This is a genomic window from Enterobacter cloacae complex sp. HYC003_NIDB (genome assembly GCF_056673375.1).
This window is the reverse complement of record NZ_CP114220.1, coordinates 2,296,470-2,313,924: the sequence shown is the minus strand read 5'-3', so window position 1 is coordinate 2,313,924 and position 17,455 is coordinate 2,296,470. Positions and strand designations below refer to the sequence as shown.

Sequence of the window (17,455 nt, the reverse complement as noted above, 5' to 3'; positions counted from 1 at the left end):
ATGTGAAGAACTACAGTCTGCCAAGCTATACCGAGTTTCATGGCAAAATTAAAAGTGGTGAATTTGATGAATACCATGTGTTTCTGCAGAAGTCTCAGCACCTCGGATTGGAGATATCAGATAAACGCTTTGAACTGAGAGTGACTGGCCCGGATCACAGAGGAAGTAAGATGAACACCCGACTGGATAATAGTAATGTTTTCATCGCCCCAGTATCCGGTATGTATAAGATTATTGTTAAAAGCACGCATCGGGATCAACAGTGTAATTGCTATGTTCTGGCAATTAACTTTACGGATTGAGATGACGCATTATGTGTAAATGGAAAAATATATCTATTTTATTAACAGTAAAAACATCAGTATTTTACTTACGGATGACTTCTACCTTTTTTATGGTTTGAAACAGATAACCGGCTTGCCTTTGGTTCATATGACATATGATGGAATCACTCATCCTCCGGCTATTATAAGAGGAAAAGGTAAGATTCGGGTACTTATTGATGGCCGAATTTTCAAGGAAGGTAACTGGAGGGGTTTCAATAAACTACGCGAGTCGCTAAAAAAGGGCGCTGACTGGATTTGGCTTGATATATGCGGGCACGGACGTTTTTACCCTGAAGATTGTGAGTATCATATTTATGTCAATCTACGGGGAAGTATGCATGACTCAATTATGTCCTTATATCATGCTTATTTAAGACGCCGAATCAGTATGATTTACCATCACTATCCGCGACTGACTGTAAAAGAGTTAGATATTCTTCAGAGTCTACTTGATAACGACAGCATTGCTGAAATTCAAAAAAAATTTTGTCTTGTTGAAAAGACTGCTACCTGTTACCGAAGCAGGATTGTACAAAAATTTGGTTACCGAGGATACGGTATGTTTATGCGGTATTATGAACGAAACAAAGAAATAATTGACAAAAAATGGAGGCATAAATGTAAGCGGTAATTAAAATTTTTTATAACCTTTTATACCCAAAATCTAAGGAGCACTCGATGAAAAAAGTTGTAACTCTTTCCCTCCTCACTGCCGTCACTATATTTACCGCAGGATGCGTTAAACATTCATACAGTATTGTCACTCAGGACGGACGAACGATTATTAGTGAAGTAAAACCTAAAGAAACCAGCGCCGGATTAGTAGGGTATGTGGATGCGAATGGTGTCAGACAGCAGATTAACCGCGCAGAAGTGAAAGAAATCACACAGATCAGGTAAGTCAGATTTCAAGGCAGCAGTTTTATGCCATCAACCCGGAGCGTAAATAAATCTACGCTCCTTAACTAGCTCTCTCGAAATGGCTGCTAAGGTACCTGTTTCCTGCACCTTTCCCCTTTCCCCTTTCCCCTTTTCAATTGTGCAGGCTCGAACTTTCTATTTCAGTTCAAGGCAATCGTTTCTTTCTTGAAAGTAGCAGTAAAATATAGACTTTTGATGAAGCAACGCTACTGGGCACCGAAGCTGCATTCATTTGGTGAAGTTAATCAAGTAAGGCTACATTTAACCTACATTTGATGGATATAAGCGTGATATGTCGAAACTTCCTACCACGCCGGACAGGTTGATAGACAGGTAACATGTGTCATTAATGCAGAATGGCGATATTAGCTTGGTAACAGGATTTAACGCCCCCCAAAAAACGTTGTTTTAGGACTGGTACTTTATGGTGGCCGGGAAACAACTCATATTTAACAGGCGTAAATTATGAAATAAAAAAACGTCGGGCAGACATAACCCGACGTGGTACTCAAAAGCAGGATTACATTTTAGCCATAGCCAGAATAATGACGTAATACCTGCCGGCAAGTTCCCAAGAGGTAGCGACTTATTAATGAAACTTAAAGACAATCACACACAACAGCAGTAGAGGCTCCATAGTTACTTGAAGTTAAAGGCATCTGGATGGTTTTGAAGGCTGCCACTTAGAGCAGCAAAAAGGACCGTCTTACCATCTATCGAGATATCACTTCCGGAATTCAGCCACACCAATTTCTGCTTATTTTCTTCTCCAGATTGTTTAGAAAACACCCCTGACATGCTCTTGCTATCTGGTGCGTACAAGATCGCAATTTGTTCTGCTGCACAATCATGGGGTTTGCAGGCAGAAACAACCTGGTAGGTTTTATTGTCCAAGGTTACCTTGGTCGCTGGTGTACTGGTTCCGCCTTTCATCACCCAGTCCGGCAGGTTATGATCCTTCGACATCTCATGAAATGCTTTACTGGTTTCACTATCCGTCGCCAGACTGCTTACTGTCATCTCAGTTTGCGCATAGGCAGCAGTTGCAGTTAACAGGGATAAAGTTGTCACAATTAGCTTAAGCATATGTTTTCCTCTAAAAGTTAAAGCTCCAGCTTAGGATAATGTCAAAAGAAAGTACTGCATTTGCACATATCTATAGTGGATGTACTTTATATAAATTTCAATAAACCAAAAATCAATGAATACTTTATTTTAGGCTCATTCCGATATGAATTTCGGAAATATTCTAATAAAGCCAGCAAAGACATTAAATTACGTCTAATGTGCTTGTATTAATCACTAACTAAGATAATCCTAAAGTTATCGCTTATGTTAACATTTGGCAGAGTAAGCATTCGCATACTTATATCCTTCCACAATTCTTCAAGCGCTCGTATTTGGCTTTCAAAAGCTCTGCCGGTGTCGGCCCCTTAGGCGATACTGGTGAGGGCAACGCCCGCCGAACAGGCGGAATTGGCTGCCCGGCCAGCACACGCTTTTCCCACATATCCAGAATTTCGCCAGCTTCACGCTCAAGTTCTTTCTGACTCAGTTGGCCATCAGTTCCGCGACGCCGCAGTTCCAGACAGATGTGGTAAAAAACCGGCTTTGGCCAGGGATACTGCTCACTGCTCGGGTACCGAAACACCAACTTTCGCCACTTCCAGTATTCAGCCATTACGTCAGCGGTGGTGATCCCCAGCACGCAGCGCTCTTCCCTGCACCACTTGATGAACTGGCCTGGCGAAGGCAGGAACGGGCGATCCTGGCGACGCACCATGCGCATACCGGCCTCAACCTGCTCCATGGTGGTTATCCCGTTTTCTTTGAACGCCAGCACCCACTGTCGGCGGATCTCATTCACGTCTTCCTGTCTTCGATTAACCAGGCTTGCCGGGAATGCAGCGGCCAGCTGTACGAATAGCCCGTTGATAATCTGCGCCACCTGCTGCGTTTGTTCGCGTTCGGTGTACTGCTCAGGCAGGTTATGCGCCACACGGCGAGCCTGTTCCCGGTCAAAACTGCGAATGTTCTCTGCGAGGTTTTTCATTCCAGCACCCCGTCAATCCAGTCGGTGTTATGCAGGTCAATGCCGCCACGGTAAGGTTTTGCCGTTCCGGTTGCACGCAGCCGCTTGGTAGTGAGCTGATCCCACTGCTTGCGCAGACTTGAAGGGCTCAGGATGTTATCTTTCCAGAACTCGTCCCGATTAGCCCACTGGAACAGGTCACAAATTTCGTAGTGCGTGCGCTTGTCCTGGACACGCATCAGCCTGATGGTGTTTGCCCATTCTGCCCAGTTTGGCTCTGATAGCGATGCGTTGACGGTGAGAAGCCTGTCGTAAATCCAGCGAGCCGCCTTGAGGTCGTCAGCGGATCCCCATGATTTACCTGCCGGGGTGTATATCCCGGCGGCAGCTTCTGGATGGCGAGAAAGAAACTTTTGAGTTTTCTGGTTTCGGGATTCGTCAGAATTCCGAGACGAGGATATTTTAATATTGTTCTTGTTATAGTCTTGGGTGTCTACCGTTTCCGGGAAGGTTTTTCCCGTTTTCGGTAACACTTTTCCTGATTTCGGGAAGACTTTTCCCGTTTTCGGCTTGTCTAAAATCCAGGCTGAAAGGTCAGTATTTATACCGACCGTTTTCATCACGCCCTGCTTCTGACTGAAGATAATTTTGCGTTCTGCGAGTGACTTGAGCACATCAGAAACATGCGAATCACTCAATCCTGTAAGCTCGGCGATCACCGTGTTCGTAACGCGGTCCTGCTTCTTGTTCCAGCCGTAGGTAAGCCAGATCACCGCTTCAAAACACTGCCACTCCCGGCCTGACATTCTCAGACGAGGCTTGAGCTGTTGGATCTCGTTAGCGACCTTGGTATACCCGTTCGACAGGTCGGCCATACGACCTCCCGGTTGTTCAGTTCTGTGAGGGAAATTGATAATTTCAGCTGTGTTTGACATACTTAGCTCCGCAATTACACTCCGTTTTTGCACCTGAAAGTCGGTTCTGTTCGCGCAGACCGGCTTTCGCCTTTTCTAGAGTATTCACAACGCCCCCAGCATGGTTGTCACCATCGCCAGCAGCGGCGCAGTAAGGTCCGGATCGACACGGAACATCTCAAAAATCCCCTCGCCTAACTCCTTCAGCTTTTCCTTCTTCGGTGCATCGAGCATCAGAGCTTGCTTCGCCTCACTCACTTCCTTTTCCAACTTGGCCATGCGGTAGGCAAACGAGTCATTTTTAACGACACGGTCGCGGTATCGAAGCGGTAAGACAGACATGATCGCGGGCACCAGCTGTTCGACGTTCTTTCGGTAAGATGCGGAGTCTTCTTTGTTGTCCAGCCAGCGAAACAGCTTCACATTCCAGACATCGGCCTGGCCTGAGAAGTCCACGCCATTAAGCTGAAGTTCTTCTGCCGCTTCTTGGATCTGAAGAGCGACAGCTATGCGCCCTTCTGCCGCTGCCCACGCCCGAACCGCAGAGCAAATATCGCGATGATCGATATCCTCTGCTGCCGGTTCGCTTTGATGACACGGGAATATCAGTCGATTAGAGGAAGCTCTGCTACTCTGTTGAACTGAAACAGTTTGCATTGTTAAGGCTCCTGTTTAGGTAAACCGTCTGTGGGGTTTGGGTAGAGATCGGGGCGTAGCTCGTGGGGTGTCACGCCAGTTATTTTGAAAATTGGTAGAACACGCTCAGCAGGTACTACACCCTGATATCGATTTTTCCAGCGACTAACTGACATTGGTTTGATTCCAAGTAGAAAGGCTAGCTTTGTCGCATTACCAGCCCTGTTTATGGCTTTTGTTAACCCATTCATCTTGTTCTCCGCTATGAATGCAAACCAAATTAAGCCTCGGACTTAAATTAATGTCAAGTCCCTGGCGAATTTCCAAGTTTAAGCAAAAGGCTTATTCTTTAACTATGAAAGAGAAAATCGTACTTAATCCGACGCTTGTTCAACGCTTGTCCGAATTGAACGGGCGAGGTATGACTAAATCCGATATGGCAAGAGTTGCTGGTGTAACACCGCAATCTGTTAACGGCTGGTTCAAAAAAGGGGTTATAAGTAAAAAATCAGCGCTTGCAGTTGCTGATGCTGCTGGAGTATCAGTACCTTGGTTGCTAGGTGAGAATGTAGATGAAAAAGAAGGGCTTAAACCGGACGAACAGAGAATGTTAGAACTCTATAGACAACTTCCGGAAGAAGAACAGAAAAATATGTTGCGTATTTTTTCACTTCGCCTTAAAGAGCTCGATGAGATGTACGAAAAGTACATGAAAGGACGGATCCGTTCACAGCAGTGACGTATAGTCCCCCCTTGAAATCTGTTGCTATGACTTATGTGCTCTTTGATAAGCATTAGATAAAGCTGAATTTTTTATCAATATAAACATATAGATATCTCATGTCATTGAGTTTTTTTTCGTATAAAAGAGTTGATACTTTTTGTGCGAAACGGTAGCCAGCAAACTTGACATTGCAGAGTTAACATATATATTAACTGACACGAGGTCACTGATGAGCAACGATGAGTCGCCATCCAAATGTCCTAACTTGATTGTTGGCTCAATGCTACGAGTCGTCCATTGCGAAGGGGCTTGGGACACATTTATCGAGGCTTTAAATAGCGTATCTGCAAGTAAACGAGACTCAGTAAAAACTCAAATGGATCTGTTGGTTAAGCGGTTATCCGATGGGGGAAGGCTATCCAAAGACTCTTTTCCGCCTGAAGGCCCTCTTCCCTGTCGCCCCGGAAGACCGGCAAAACAGTTTTACGCATTCAAGAAGATTCCGATTCGAGCTTATGGTTGGTTTTCAGAAAGGTATGAAAAAACGTTTTTCATCAGCCATTACATTTATAAGAACCGAGATAAGCTCGCACAGAAAGATACAACAAAAGTCCAAGGGAATTGGACGAGAATTGAGGTAGACGGCGATGAGAAATGACAGTCTTTATCATACTGAAGTTGAAATGCATTCTGAAGAACACAAGCGCCTCTATGCAGCCGAAGAATTAACGTTTAATGTCACTGAAGATATCCTGATCCAAATGGAAGACAGAGGTGTATCTAAATCGGATCTTGCAGAGAAGCTCGGAAAAACAAAAGCTTACATTTCACAATTGCTAAGTGGTTCTAGAAACATGACTTTACGAACCCTTGCAGATATTTGTTTTGCTTTGGATATTAAACCAACTGTTTGTTTTGAAGAAGAAGCAACCACCTCTATAGAATCAAAACCTATACTGTTGAAAGAAACTTGTGGTTGGCAAGATGTTGTTAATGAATTCAATGGCTTTACTGACACTCTGCTTCAGGGAACTAGTACAGTAAATAAATCCAACGTTATTGTAAGGGCCCAGAAAGAGTTCTGGAGTAAAGCTGCATAATGAAGGAATCACTAAAGGTAGCAATTGAAAACTTGGCAATACTTTCAGTTCATTTACGTAATGCTAAGATTGAAATGGATGATTCATATAATTTCCTGAACATTAATTCTATTCCAAGGAAGAATCAGTCGTTTAGAAATGTTGTAAAAATTGAGTTAATCGAAATGGTTCGTGAAGATGATCCGAACGATAAAAAACTCTTTTATTCATTTCTTTATGATGTGGGCGCTCGACTTGTCACACCTGAAAGTGATGATGATGGCAAAGATGATGATGCGATACTTACTATTGAGTCTTGCTTCGAAGCTATTTACGTAGCAAAAAAAGAGCTTGGAGAAGAAGAACTTGAAGCATTTGGTGCTAATAATGTCGGTTATCATGTTTGGCCGTACTGGAGAGAATATCTTCAATCAACATGCTCTAGGTTAGGAGTTAATCCTATAAGAACTCCTTTTTATGACATGAAGAAGTCAGACATCCGAAAAGACTAGTACACAGCGACCCGGCCAATGGCCGGGTTTTTTGTACTCCTCTCCCTATCTCTAACCTCAATTTACTCCCTGTAAACTAACGTTCAGTTCTTCAGTAACTTTGCCAGCTTTTACAACCCCAAAATTATCGAAACCATCACATTTAAGCCTAAAACTTAGCTATCGACTTCGCCTTGAGCTTGACTTTTATTAAGCTCAAGGCTTAATATCACTACACCAAGAAGCACTATGAACCACCAAGGCAGGACGCCCACGAAGTAGCCGCCGACGGCATACGAACAGTCGGATGAGGTGGAGAGATTAACGCGCATCAGGTGTAAACGTTCCGCTGGCCGGCGATAAGGCATAAAAAAGCGCCCCATAGGACGCTTAGCTCTTTAAAAATCTGAATATCCTCAAGACCAGGGAGCATAAATCTCAGGGTTGTAGTTTGAAACGTTCATGCTATAGACGGAGTCACAATTATGGCAACGAGATTGAAAATACCATTTTTTTGTATGGCTATTAAAAGAGGCTTCACCAGTTGGTTGCAGTATCGATATCTGACGCTTGGCATGACATTGTGGGCAAAGATGCACTTCTACCTGCTCCTCACCCACAAGTTCTTTTTTAGAATATACAAAAGAACCGAAATCAAGTTGATTAAGAACGTAACCTTCTGTCTGGGAACTAAAGTCTTCGTACTCTGCAATTTTTGCTTTGAGAAGTATTGCCTCTTCCTCACGCTGACGAATCAAATCGCAAAGAGAGAAGCACTCCGCCTGAAGTGTAATTAATCTGCTCTGAAGTTCTATAGTTGCAGCTTTGACCTCCGCGTCAGTTTTTGCGTCATTAATGACTTTGGCTAGCCCAGCAGTCTCCTTTATAGCGGCCATGGCCGCTGATAGTTCAGCAATCACTTCGAGTACTCTTCTTCTTGTTGGGGATATCCAGATTAAACGAATCCTTGTTGTTGGGGAATAGCAGGATCCACCGAGCCTGATGTGGTCAAAAGACAGGCATTACAAGGAGATCAAAGTGACTGATTACGCACGTAAACCATCACGGCAACAGGCAGTAAAGCTGAACTTCATCGAGGTGATTCTTCGCCGCCTATGCTACCTGCTGGCGCAAAAGGGGAACCCAGATGTGTAACTCAATGAAATGCGGGTACTGCGGCAAGCCGGTTAAACCAGGGGAAGTAGCCAAAAGTACCCTTCTCTATCGCAACGGCGCACAGCTGGCGCGCAAAGATAAAGAATACTGCTCTGAACGTTGTGCTTCGTACGACCAGATGGCCCACGAGGCATAACGTAAAAGCCGCGCAAGGCGGCCCGTACGTCCGGTGCTCCCGACCAAAGTTACACCGGAAAACTACTTAAAAAACCAAAGTTCACCCAATGGGCGCTATCTCTGGCCCGGGGATCTTACATCCAAAAAAGAGGATCTCACATGGAATTTTTCTATGTAGTGAAGGCTACGCAGAAATCAGGCAAAGAAGATGCAGTGATTTGGTTCACTGCGAAATCTGAAGCCCGTGCAAACCTACAGCTCGATGTTGAGCTGGAAGATGCTGGTATTGAAACCGGACGCGGTAAGGATTATGCCAAACCGATTCGCACCGATTTTCCGGTCTTCGACGACCTCCCGGAAGAAAGTACAGTGGATTACACCTGGTGCAAACACTACGAAATCCAAGACGATGGACGCACTTGGCTACCAAAGGCTGGTGCTGAGTCTACTGGCGCCGTGGACAACACTGCCGCACCGGAAACTACCGTTAAAGTCGAAACTACCGTCGAGAGTGTCCCGCTTGAAAACCGCACTCCAGCGGTTCGTTATGCCGTCCACCTGACCAGCGACAAATACCAGTCACACATCACTAAAGAGCAGCAACTGGCTGCCAGCGAAATGTCTCTGGATGAAGGCAACACCTATCTCCAGAATCTGCTGCTGGCGAAGAACGACATCCCTGAAGTTGCCGAACTCAGCCTGAACGCTGAGTGGAAACTGGTTCAGGCGATTAAGCAGGTCTTCGCGCCAGATGAAGAGCACGAAGTAAAGCTACTTACTGCTTTCATGGCCGACTGGTTGAGAGTAGATGCCGGCGACCGTAATGAGGTAGTGAGAGAGTGGAGGAACAGAAAGCTTACTCTGCTCAAATCAGAAAGAACCAGCGACGCCGATTTTACAACCGATCAGGTTCCAGAACCTGAAAACGGTATTCAGATTGACGAGAATGATGACGAAACCACACGTTATCCGGTCGTTCGTATGCCATTTCGCAAGCAGCTACTCGCTCAGTTCACCGCCGATGAACTGCGCCACCACTTAACCCGCGAAGAATACGAAGGTATCAGCGCGCTGGAAATGGACACAGACAACAGCTATGTCCAGAACCTGCTGCTGGCGGCAGAAAACTGCGAAGAGGTGAAGGGTTACGATACCAAAGACCTGTGGCGCTACACCGACGCCATTCGCAAAGTGTTCAGCCAGGAGAAGCGTCACGAACTCGCTTTGGTTCTCCGATTCACCAGAATATGGGCTGCGACTGATTACATTAACCGCGGCATTCTCGTTCGCGAATGGGCAGCCGGTAACCGCATTAGTAATGTTCAGCGCACCGATTCTGGTACCAATGCCGACGGCGGCTATGTAACGGATCGCGGCGAAGGCGCGCATCACACTCTGGACACTCTCGATCTTGAGATCGCATGCGCCCTGCTGCCTATGGATTTCCACCACTTCGAAATTCCTTCGAGCGTGTTACGACGAGCCAAAGAAATCGTGGCCAAGAAAGAAGAACCATGGAAGTCATGGAGCGTAATCTTATGCAATCAACCAGGCATACTGTCGGTGAACCGTGCGGCAATCTTCAATCTGATCCGCATCGCACCAGAAAACATTCATCACACGCCAGCGGCTCATCTTGAGTTTGTGAATAAAACCATGACGGCTGAGTTTAACTCTGCTGTGGAGTTGCTGCCGCTGTCTACTCCGGCTGTTGAGACCGAAGCACCTGTTGAACAACCGCAGGTTGAAAATCTCGGCAGCGGCATGTTCTCCATCGATGGCCTGATGTGTGGAAATACCGAACCGGTCATCAATACCTCCTCAAATGATGTTCAAAAAACGGAAAACGCAGCGGAGACCACCAGCAATGTGCAGATGGAAACGACTCAGCCAGAGAAAGTCGAAAATACTGATCCGGTACAACCAGGCGAAGGCGCTGATGCAGCTGATACGCAAGCAGTTACCGTAGCACCAGCAGAGATACTTGCCGCTGCCGCGCCAAGCCTGGCGAATCAGGAACAGGCGAGCGTTGACCATAAAACAGATTCAGCCAGCCAGAATAGCGTTCCTGCACACCAGAATGAGCCAGAACCGGCACAAAGCGAGCCAGAACTGCAGCAGGGAGAACCAGCTGTTGAATATCCTGCTTATTTTGAGCCAGGCCGCTATGAAGGTCTGCCGAACGAGGTTTACCACGCCGCCAACGGTATCAGCTCCACCCAGGTGAAGGATGCCCGCGTGTCGCTGATGTATTTCAATGCGCGCCACGTTGAGAAAACCATAGTCAAAGAGCGATCCGCGGTGCTGGACATGGGTAACTTGGTACATGCGCTGGCGCTGCAGCCTCAACAACTGGACGCAGAATTCAGCGTTGAACCGGTAATCCCGGAAGACGCATTCACAACGGCCGCGACCTTGCGCGCCTTTATCGATGAGTACAATGCCAGCCTGCCGGTGCTGCTAAGCGCGGACGAGATTAAAGCGTTGCTTGAAGAACATAATGCAGCCCTTCCCGTTCCAGTGCCGCTTGGCACGAGCCTGGAAGAAACGGCTCAAAGCTATATGGCTCTCCCTGTTGAGTACCAGCGTATTGAAGAAGGCCAGAAGCAGACAGCAACAGCAATGAAGGAATGCATTAAAGAGTACAACGCCACCCTGCCCGTGCCGGTTAAAACCAGCGGCAGCCGTGATGCGTTACTTGAGCAATTAGCAATCATCAATCCAGACCTGGTGGCGCAAGAAGCGCAGAAACCGACACCACTGAAAGTGTCCGGTACCAAAGCAGACATGATCCAGGCAGTTAAATCAGTTAAGCCCGATGCCATCTTCGCCGACGAACTGCTGGATGCCTGGCGCAACAACCCTGGCGAAAAGATATTGGTTACCCGCCAGCAGTTGGCCACAGCGCGGGCAATTCAGTCTGCACTCCTGGGGCACCCGACCGCCGGCATGCTGCTGACACATCCAAGCCGCGCCGTTGAAGTGAGCTACTTCGGCTTTGACGACGAAACAGGTTTAGAGGTGCGTGTACGCCCTGACCTCGAGATTGAACTGGACGGCGTGCGCATCGGTGCTGACCTGAAAACCATCAGCATGTGGAACGTGAAGCAGGAAAGCCTACGCGCCAGGCTACACCGGGAAATCATAGACCGGGACTACCACCTCAGTGCGGCTATGTATTGCGAGACAGCGGCGCTGGACCAGTTCTTCTGGATTTTCGTCAACAAAGACGAGAACTACCACTGGATCGCCATCATTGAGGCGTCCACCGAACTGCTGGAACTGGGCATGCTCGAGTACCGCAAAACGATGCGCGCCATCGCCACAGGCTTCGATACGGGCGAGTGGCCAGCGCCGATCACTACCGATTACACCGATGAACTGAACGATTTTGACCTGCGCCGCCTTGAAGCGCTGCGCGCTCAGGCTTAAGGGGGGATTTATGCATAACACAAACGTTACCGTTGCTGACCAGAACACCGTTATTAACTCCAACGTGGCTTTGTTCGATTCCCAGTATCTGAACGCCATCAGCACGTTCGCGCAGATCATGGCGCAAGGCACTGCCACCGTTCCTAAACACCTGCAGGGTAATCAGGCCGACTGCATGGCTGTAGCGATGCAAGCGGCACAGTGGCAGATGAATCCCTTTGCCGTGGCCCAAAAGACGCACCTGATTAACGGTGTGCTCGGGTATGAAGCACAGCTTGTTAATGCCGTCATTTCACGCAGCGGCGTGCTGGCCAGCCGGTTTGAATATGAATGGTATGGTCCATGGGAAAAGGTCGTTGGAAAATTCAATATCCGTAAAGGCGACAAAGGCGAGTACCGGGTCCCGGGCTGGACCCTGGCTGACGAAGCCGGGATCGGCATCATTATCCGCGCAACGTTGAAAGGTGAAGATCAGCCGAGAGAACTTGATTTACTGCTGGCTCAGGCCCGTACGCGAAACTCTACCCTCTGGGCTGACGACCCTCGCCAGCAGCTGGCGTACCTGGCCGTCAAACGCTGGGCGAGACTGTTCTGCCCGGATGTAATTCTGGGAGTTTATACCCCGGATGAACTGGATGATCGCCGTGAAGAACGAGAGGTAAATCCGGCACCGGCGCAGCACGTAAGCCTTGCAGACATTTCAGGTGACAACGTCACTACCATTCAAACGGCTCAGGAATCAGCTCAAAACATCGATGCACTTGCTGATGATTTCCGTGACCGCATCGAGGCGGCTCAGGATGTGGATAGCGCTAAAGCTCTGCGCGCTGATATTGAAACCGTGAAAGCAACGCTGGGTTCTGCCCTATTCACTGAGCTGAAAAACAAGGCCGTGAAGCGCTACTACCTGGTTGATGCACGGAACAAAGTCGAAGCAGCTATCAATTCCTTGCCACCTTCAGATGAGCCCGATGCAGCTACGCGGTTCGCAGAAGTTGAGCGAGTTCTTGCAGCGTCCAAACGCCATCTGGGTGACGAATTGCATGGTCAATTCAGCATCACCCTGGCGGATATGAAACCGGAATACGTGGACTAACGAGATCGGGAGGGGAAACCCTCCCTCAAGGAGAAGAAATGCGACTGATTAACCGAGGCAGTAAGCAATCCCCTTTGGCTCGCCAGGCATGTGAAATCGCACTCGCAGCCCACCAGCAAAGATACGGCGACTATGGGCGCAGCAAGATGAAAGAGACCTATACGGTGAGAGTGGAAGGCGTGAAGGTCTGGGTTGAAGTGGTCAACTGCAAGGCAAGCTACGTGGCCACGGCAATGACCGGCATGCGCCGACTGCGCTCCCTGCCCGGCCAGGCAAACTGAAACTGAAATATCAACGACTGAAGACCGGCATATCTATACTCATGCCGGTTACCTTAGGTGAACCATGTCGCAGGTAATTTTTAACGAAGAATGGGTTGTTGGCGCAAGGCTCACAGAAAAAACTGGCCTGACCGAACGACAGATTGAGAAGTATCGCCAGGGCTGCTGGGTGGAAGGAGTCCATTTTAAACGGGTATCTCCTTCAGGAGAAAAAACCTTGCGTGGCACAACCTGGTATAACTATCCGAGAATTAATCAGTTAATAAGGGATGCGTAAGATGGCAGCTTTGCCTACAGGTGTCGAAATCAGAAACAATAAGATTTGCATCTGGTTTATGTACCGGGGAAAGCGTTGCCGCGAAATTCTAAAAGGTTGGATTAACACCCCGGCGAACATCAAAAAAGCCGGGAATCTTCGGGCTGTGATCGTTAGCGAGATCAACCTTGGAGAGTTTGATTACCACCAGCGCTTTCCTTCATCTTCCAGAGCAAAAAAAACCGTAACCACTGTTTCAGTTCAAACCTTTTCAGAGCTGTGTGAACTGTGGACGAGCATTAAAGAAACAGAAATTAGCGCGAATACGATGCGTAAGACGCGCTCACAACTCGGTACGTTAATGCACATCATTAACGAAGACACGCCGGTTTCAACTATACGGCACAGCGACATTCTGAAATACAGAAAGGAACTATTGAACGGTGAGACACTTTACCTGGCAAATCCCAGAAGCAACAAACAGGGACGCACTGTGCGTACCGTGAATAACTATATATCGCTACTGTGCTCCCTTCTTCGGTTTGCACACAAATCAGGCTTTATCAATGGCAAGCCCTTCGAAGGGAGCAAGAAATTACACAAAGGGAAAGTTAAACCGGATCCTTTAACGAAGCAGGAGTTTAGTTTGCTTGCGGAATCCGAGCGTGGCCAAAGCCTGAATATGTGGACGTTCGCAGTATATACTGGCGTCCGTCATGGAGAGCTCGCAGCTCTTGCCTGGGAAGATATTGACTGGGAAAAAGGTACAGCCCATATAAAGCGCAATCTTAATGCGTTGGGCATGTTCGGCCCACCAAAAACCGAAGCAGGTAACCGGGTTATCACCCTATTAGAGCCGGCACTTGAAGCCTTGAAAGCACAGCGTAAGCTGACAGCACTACAGCCTAAAACCGAAATTGTCTTTAATCATCGCGAGTATGGCGCAGTGGAAAATCAAAGCCTGCGATTCGTTTTCATACCCCGGATGCGCAAAGGAGAGCAGAAAGCCTACTACTCTTTATCAAGCATCGGTGCGAGATTCAACGCAGCTGTAAAACGTGCTGGTATTCGCCGCCGGAATCCGTACCATACGCGGCATACTTTTGCCTGCTGGCTTTTATCTGCCGGCGCTAACCCGTCTTTCATAGCCAGCCAGATGGGGCATGAAAACGCGCAAATGGTTTATGAAGTCTACGGTGCGTGGATTGAAGAAATGAATGGCGAACAGGTGCTGATGCTTAACGATAAGCTCGCACGCTGAAAAATTTGCCCCTATTATGCCCCTATTGGCTCCGAAGGTAGTAATAAATGCAACAAAATCAAGAATTTAACAAGAAAGAACAATACAACCTGAATAAACTGCAAAAGCGACTGCGCCGTAACGTGGGCGAAGCCATTGCAGACTTCAACATGATTGAAGAAGGCGATCGCATCATGGTCTGCCTGTCGGGCGGTAAAGACAGCTACACCATGCTGGAGATCCTGCGCAATCTACAGCAAAGCGCACCGGTGAACTTTTCCCTGGTCGCGGTTAACCTCGATCAGAAACAGCCGGGCTTCCCGGAGCATATCCTGCCGGAGTACCTTGAGAACCTGGGCGTTGAGTACAAAATCGTAGAAGAGAATACCTACGGCATTGTTAAAGAGAAGATCCCAGAGGGCAAAACGACCTGCTCGCTCTGCTCACGTTTGCGTCGCGGCATTCTGTACCGCACCGCAACCGAACTGGGCGCCACCAAGATTGCGCTTGGTCATCACCGGGACGACATTCTGCAAACGCTGTTTCTGAATATGTTCTATGGCGGCAAAATGAAGGGAATGCCACCGAAGCTGATAAGCGACGACGGCAAACACATCGTGATCCGCCCACTCGCCTACTGCCGCGAGAAAGACATTGAGCGTTTCTCCCAGGCCAAAGCCTTCCCTATCATTCCGTGCAATCTGTGCGGCTCACAGCCGAACCTGCAACGTCAGGTCATTGGCGACATGCTGCGTGACTGGGATAAACGCTATCCGGGCCGCATCGAAACCATGTTCAGCGCCATGCAGAACGTGGTGCCTTCGCACCTGGCCGACGTTGAACTGTTCGATTTCAAAGGGATTAACCACGGTTCAGAGGTGGTGAATGGCGGGGATCTGGCGTTTGACCGCGAAGAGATCCCGATGCAGCCTGCTGGCTGGCAGCCAGAGGAAGAGGATGCGCAATTCGATGAACTGCGCCTGAACGTGGTAGAAGTCAAGTAACCTGGCAGCGTCTCAGATATCGTTTCTGAGACGCGTTTTAAGCTTATTTCAGTAGTCGAACGCGGCAGGTCTTCCCTTTAATCTTCCCGCCCTGCAACTGCTTCCAGGCCTTATGCGCAACCGACTGGCGAACCGCTACGTAGACATGCGCAGGATGGACCGTGATCTTGCCAATATCTGCCCCGTCGAGACCGATATCCCCAGTTAACGCCCCCAGAACGTCACCGGGACGCATTTTGGCCTTTTTACCGCCGTCGATGCACAGGGTGGCCATCTCCGCCGCCAGCGGAGCGATGCTGATATTACCAGGGGTATTCACCCAGTTGAGTTTCAGTTGCAGCATTTCCGCAAGAATATTGGCGCGCTGCGCCTCTTCAGGTGCGCAGAAGCTGATGGCGAGACCACTGTTACCTGCACGCGCGGTACGCCCGATGCGGTGGACATGCACTTCCGGATCCCATGCCAGTTCGAAATTCACCACCAGCTCAAGCGATTTAATATCCAGGCCACGGGCCGCCACATCCGTTGCAACCAGCACGCGAGCGCTGCCGTTAGCGAAACGCACCAGCGTCTGATCGCGATCGCGCTGTTCCAGATCGCCATGCAGCGATAATGCGCTCTGTCCGGCATCATTCAGGGCATCGCACACCGCCTGACAATCTTTTTTGGTATTACAGAACACCACGCAGGACGCTGGCTGGTGTTGGCTCAGCAATTTTTGTAGCAGTGGAATTTTGCCCTGCTGCGATGTCTCGAAGAACTGCTGCTCAATCGCCGGTAACGCATCGACAGTATCGATTTCAATGGTCAGCGGGTTCTTCTGCACGCGCCCGCTGATCGCTGCAATCGCCTCGGGCCAGGTGGCAGAAAAGAGCAGCGTCTGGCGTGTGGCTGGGGCAAAGCGGATCACTTCGTCAATCGCATCGCTGAAACCCATATCCAGCATGCGGTCAGCTTCATCCATCACCAGCGTTTGCAGTGCATCGAGTGAAACAGTGCCTTTTTGCAGGTGATCGAGCAGACGGCCCGGCGTTGCCACAATGATATGCGGCGCGTGCTGAAGGGAATCGCGCTGCGCACCGAACGGTTGCCCGCCGCAGAGCGTTAAAATTTTAGTGTTAGGCAAAAAACGCGCCAGACGACGCAGCTCACCCGCGACCTGGTCGGCCAGCTCGCGCGTCGGGCAGAGTATCAGGGACTGAGTCTGAAACAGGGTTGCATCAATGTATTGTAACAGGCCTAGCCCAAATGCAGCCGTTTTACCACTGCCGGTTTTCGCCTGCACGCGCACGTCACGGCCTTCAAGGATAGCCGGCAGCGCGGCGGCCTGGACAGGGGTCATAGTGAGGTAGCCCAACTCATTCAGGTTAGTCAGTTGGGCTTCAGGCAGAACGTTCAGCGTGGAAAAAGCGGTCACAATATACTCTCGTGGTAATGATTGCAGTCAGATGGCGCGTATCCTCGCAGATCTGCGCTAACGATGCGACAATTTAATCGGTTCTTCATCCGGCGGCGGATCCGGCATCGGCTGCGGACGTGGGACAGGATCGGGTATCGGCGTCGGATCGGTGGGCACCGGATCGGACTGCCAGGTGTTGAGGCGTTGCAGGGCAAGTAGCATACTCATCTTTTCCTCCAGATTAGGGTGCTGACCCCTAAAGGGTAGACGCAGATAAACAGGAGGCAAAAAAAAAGCCGACTATGAAGTCGGCGTCGTACGAATCAATTGT

Annotated in this window: 21 protein-coding genes and 1 pseudogene; 14 read left to right on the top strand and 8 right to left on the bottom strand. The window is 48.8% G+C overall.

The annotated features are described in order from the left end of the window. The first annotated feature begins 321 nt into the window (after positions 1-321). Both O1722_RS10875 and O1722_RS10870 read left to right on the top strand, forming a co-directional pair. Complete coding sequence (locus tag O1722_RS10875; RefSeq protein ID WP_033488016.1) at positions 322-957, top strand: helix-turn-helix domain-containing protein; 636 nt, start codon at positions 322-324, stop codon at positions 955-957. 47 nt (positions 958-1,004) lie between these two features. Beyond that, on the top strand, positions 1,005-1,226 hold the full coding sequence (locus O1722_RS10870; protein WP_033488017.1) for a YgdI/YgdR family lipoprotein: 222 nt from the start codon (positions 1,005-1,007) through the stop codon (positions 1,224-1,226). A gap of 660 nt (positions 1,227-1,886) precedes the next feature. Here O1722_RS10870 and ivy read toward each other — a convergent pair. From ivy to O1722_RS10845, 5 genes are all read right to left on the bottom strand, one after another. Then, positions 1,887-2,333 carry an Ivy family C-type lysozyme inhibitor gene (ivy, locus tag O1722_RS10865; RefSeq protein WP_033486908.1) on the bottom strand — a complete coding sequence of 149 codons (447 nt, stop codon included), beginning with the start codon at positions 2,331-2,333 and terminating at the stop codon, positions 1,887-1,889. Between the two features lie 280 nt (positions 2,334-2,613). Continuing rightward, a complete protein-coding gene (locus O1722_RS10860; RefSeq protein WP_033486906.1) occupies positions 2,614-3,300 on the bottom strand; it encodes a replication protein P in 687 nt (228 codons plus the stop codon). Further along, positions 3,297-4,214 (bottom strand): replication protein, encoded by a 918-nt coding sequence (locus O1722_RS10855; RefSeq protein ID WP_033486905.1) that lies wholly within the window; start codon positions 4,212-4,214, stop codon positions 3,297-3,299. Before O1722_RS10855 ends, O1722_RS10860 begins: the two co-directional genes overlap by 4 nt. Before the next feature lie 84 nt (positions 4,215-4,298). Then, the gene (locus tag O1722_RS10850) at positions 4,299-4,850 is read right to left on the bottom strand and encodes a toxin YdaT family protein (RefSeq protein ID WP_033486904.1); all 552 of its coding nucleotides are present in this window, start codon (positions 4,848-4,850) and stop codon (positions 4,299-4,301) included. 2 nt (positions 4,851-4,852) lie between these two features. After that, positions 4,853-5,080 (bottom strand): transcriptional regulator, encoded by a 228-nt coding sequence (locus O1722_RS10845; RefSeq protein WP_033486903.1) that lies wholly within the window; start codon positions 5,078-5,080, stop codon positions 4,853-4,855. A 104-nt stretch (positions 5,081-5,184) separates the two neighbouring features. Between O1722_RS10845 and O1722_RS10840 the strand changes: the two genes are divergently transcribed. The 4 genes from O1722_RS10840 (at position 5,185) to O1722_RS10825 (ending at position 7,144) form a co-directional block, all read left to right on the top strand. After that, complete coding sequence (locus O1722_RS10840) at positions 5,185-5,568, top strand: helix-turn-helix domain-containing protein (protein ID WP_033486902.1); 384 nt, start codon at positions 5,185-5,187, stop codon at positions 5,566-5,568. 214 nt (positions 5,569-5,782) lie between these two features. Next, positions 5,783-6,211, top strand: coding sequence for a hypothetical protein (locus tag O1722_RS10835; RefSeq protein ID WP_050515879.1), 429 nt, complete (start codon positions 5,783-5,785; stop codon positions 6,209-6,211). Then, a complete protein-coding gene (locus O1722_RS10830) occupies positions 6,201-6,653 on the top strand; it encodes a helix-turn-helix domain-containing protein (protein WP_050515878.1) in 453 nt (150 codons plus the stop codon). The genes O1722_RS10835 and O1722_RS10830 overlap by 11 nt, the downstream gene beginning before the upstream one ends. Then, entirely contained in the window at positions 6,653-7,144 is a 492-nt protein-coding gene (locus O1722_RS10825; RefSeq protein WP_050515877.1) for a hypothetical protein, read from the top strand. The genes O1722_RS10830 and O1722_RS10825 overlap by 1 nt, the downstream gene beginning before the upstream one ends. 395 nt (positions 7,145-7,539) lie before the next feature. Here O1722_RS10825 and O1722_RS10820 read toward each other — a convergent pair whose 3' ends face one another. Beyond that, positions 7,540-8,043 (bottom strand): hypothetical protein, encoded by a 504-nt coding sequence (locus O1722_RS10820; protein WP_072015910.1) that lies wholly within the window; start codon positions 8,041-8,043, stop codon positions 7,540-7,542. Positions 8,044-8,167: 124 nt separating this feature from the next. On the opposite strand from O1722_RS10820, the pseudogene O1722_RS10815 reads away from it, so the two are divergent. The 8 genes and pseudogenes from O1722_RS10815 to ttcA form a co-directional block, all read left to right on the top strand. Continuing rightward, positions 8,168-8,278: pseudogene (locus O1722_RS10815) on the top strand (hypothetical protein); the annotation flags it as partial. Continuing rightward, positions 8,271-8,435 carry a YdaE family protein gene (locus tag O1722_RS10810; protein ID WP_033486900.1) on the top strand — a complete coding sequence of 55 codons (165 nt, stop codon included), beginning with the start codon at positions 8,271-8,273 and terminating at the stop codon, positions 8,433-8,435. The pseudogene O1722_RS10815 and the gene O1722_RS10810, both read left to right, overlap by 8 nt. 140 nt (positions 8,436-8,575) lie before the next feature. Then, positions 8,576-11,848 carry a RecE family exodeoxyribonuclease gene (locus O1722_RS10805; RefSeq protein WP_479954578.1) on the top strand — a complete coding sequence of 1,091 codons (3,273 nt, stop codon included), beginning with the start codon at positions 8,576-8,578 and terminating at the stop codon, positions 11,846-11,848. A gap of 10 nt (positions 11,849-11,858) precedes the next feature. After that, a complete protein-coding gene (locus O1722_RS10800) occupies positions 11,859-12,944 on the top strand; it encodes a RecT family recombinase (protein ID WP_033486898.1) in 1,086 nt (361 codons plus the stop codon). A 38-nt stretch (positions 12,945-12,982) separates the two neighbouring features. Continuing rightward, positions 12,983-13,225: a DUF4060 family protein gene (locus O1722_RS10795; RefSeq protein ID WP_020882485.1), complete on the top strand. Its 243-nt coding sequence runs from the start codon at positions 12,983-12,985 to the stop codon at positions 13,223-13,225. 64 nt (positions 13,226-13,289) lie between these two features. After that, positions 13,290-13,502 (top strand): excisionase family protein, encoded by a 213-nt coding sequence (xisR, locus tag O1722_RS10790; protein ID WP_014884030.1) that lies wholly within the window; start codon positions 13,290-13,292, stop codon positions 13,500-13,502. Between the two features lies 1 nt (position 13,503). Further along, the gene (locus O1722_RS10785) at positions 13,504-14,742 is read left to right on the top strand and encodes a site-specific integrase (protein ID WP_100151289.1); all 1,239 of its coding nucleotides are present in this window, start codon (positions 13,504-13,506) and stop codon (positions 14,740-14,742) included. A gap of 47 nt (positions 14,743-14,789) precedes the next feature. Then, on the top strand, positions 14,790-15,725 hold the full coding sequence (ttcA, locus tag O1722_RS10780; RefSeq protein ID WP_033486896.1) for a tRNA 2-thiocytidine(32) synthetase TtcA: 936 nt from the start codon (positions 14,790-14,792) through the stop codon (positions 15,723-15,725). 43 nt (positions 15,726-15,768) lie between these two features. Here the strand turns inward: ttcA and dbpA are convergent, their stop codons facing one another. Then, positions 15,769-17,142: an ATP-dependent RNA helicase DbpA gene (gene dbpA, locus O1722_RS10775; protein WP_033486895.1), complete on the bottom strand. Its 1,374-nt coding sequence runs from the start codon at positions 17,140-17,142 to the stop codon at positions 15,769-15,771. 57 nt (positions 17,143-17,199) lie between these two features. Continuing rightward, positions 17,200-17,352: a proline-rich small protein YnaL gene (gene ynaL / locus O1722_RS10770; protein ID WP_015570430.1), complete on the bottom strand. Its 153-nt coding sequence runs from the start codon at positions 17,350-17,352 to the stop codon at positions 17,200-17,202. Positions 17,353-17,455: the final 103 nt, after the last annotated feature.

What these genes read in the sequence shown, in the direction of transcription:
- O1722_RS10810 (WP_033486900.1), top strand. Translation starts at nt 8,271, where the DNA reads ATGTGTAACTCAATGAAATGCGGGTACTGCGGCAAGCCGGTTAAACCA.
- xisR (WP_014884030.1), top strand. Translation starts at nt 13,290, where the DNA reads ATGTCGCAGGTAATTTTTAACGAAGAATGGGTTGTTGGCGCAAGGCTC.
- O1722_RS10795 (WP_020882485.1), top strand. Translation starts at nt 12,983, where the DNA reads ATGCGACTGATTAACCGAGGCAGTAAGCAATCCCCTTTGGCTCGCCAG.
- O1722_RS10850 (WP_033486904.1), bottom strand. Translation starts at nt 4,850, where the DNA reads ATGCAAACTGTTTCAGTTCAACAGAGTAGCAGAGCTTCCTCTAATCGA.
- O1722_RS10805 (WP_479954578.1), top strand. Translation starts at nt 8,576, where the DNA reads ATGGAATTTTTCTATGTAGTGAAGGCTACGCAGAAATCAGGCAAAGAA.
- O1722_RS10785 (WP_100151289.1), top strand. Translation starts at nt 13,504, where the DNA reads ATGGCAGCTTTGCCTACAGGTGTCGAAATCAGAAACAATAAGATTTGC.
- O1722_RS10830 (WP_050515878.1), top strand. Translation starts at nt 6,201, where the DNA reads ATGAGAAATGACAGTCTTTATCATACTGAAGTTGAAATGCATTCTGAA.
- O1722_RS10825 (WP_050515877.1), top strand. Translation starts at nt 6,653, where the DNA reads ATGAAGGAATCACTAAAGGTAGCAATTGAAAACTTGGCAATACTTTCA.
- O1722_RS10845 (WP_033486903.1), bottom strand. Translation starts at nt 5,080, where the DNA reads ATGAATGGGTTAACAAAAGCCATAAACAGGGCTGGTAATGCGACAAAG.
- O1722_RS10855 (WP_033486905.1), bottom strand. Translation starts at nt 4,214, where the DNA reads ATGTCAAACACAGCTGAAATTATCAATTTCCCTCACAGAACTGAACAA.
- O1722_RS10800 (WP_033486898.1), top strand. Translation starts at nt 11,859, where the DNA reads ATGCATAACACAAACGTTACCGTTGCTGACCAGAACACCGTTATTAAC.
- O1722_RS10870 (WP_033488017.1), top strand. Translation starts at nt 1,005, where the DNA reads ATGAAAAAAGTTGTAACTCTTTCCCTCCTCACTGCCGTCACTATATTT.
- O1722_RS10840 (WP_033486902.1), top strand. Translation starts at nt 5,185, where the DNA reads ATGAAAGAGAAAATCGTACTTAATCCGACGCTTGTTCAACGCTTGTCC.
- O1722_RS10860 (WP_033486906.1), bottom strand. Translation starts at nt 3,300, where the DNA reads ATGAAAAACCTCGCAGAGAACATTCGCAGTTTTGACCGGGAACAGGCT.
- O1722_RS10875 (WP_033488016.1), top strand. Translation starts at nt 322, where the DNA reads ATGGAAAAATATATCTATTTTATTAACAGTAAAAACATCAGTATTTTA.
- ivy (WP_033486908.1), bottom strand. Translation starts at nt 2,333, where the DNA reads ATGCTTAAGCTAATTGTGACAACTTTATCCCTGTTAACTGCAACTGCT.
- O1722_RS10835 (WP_050515879.1), top strand. Translation starts at nt 5,783, where the DNA reads ATGAGCAACGATGAGTCGCCATCCAAATGTCCTAACTTGATTGTTGGC.
- ttcA (WP_033486896.1), top strand. Translation starts at nt 14,790, where the DNA reads ATGCAACAAAATCAAGAATTTAACAAGAAAGAACAATACAACCTGAAT.
- ynaL (WP_015570430.1), bottom strand. Translation starts at nt 17,352, where the DNA reads ATGAGTATGCTACTTGCCCTGCAACGCCTCAACACCTGGCAGTCCGAT.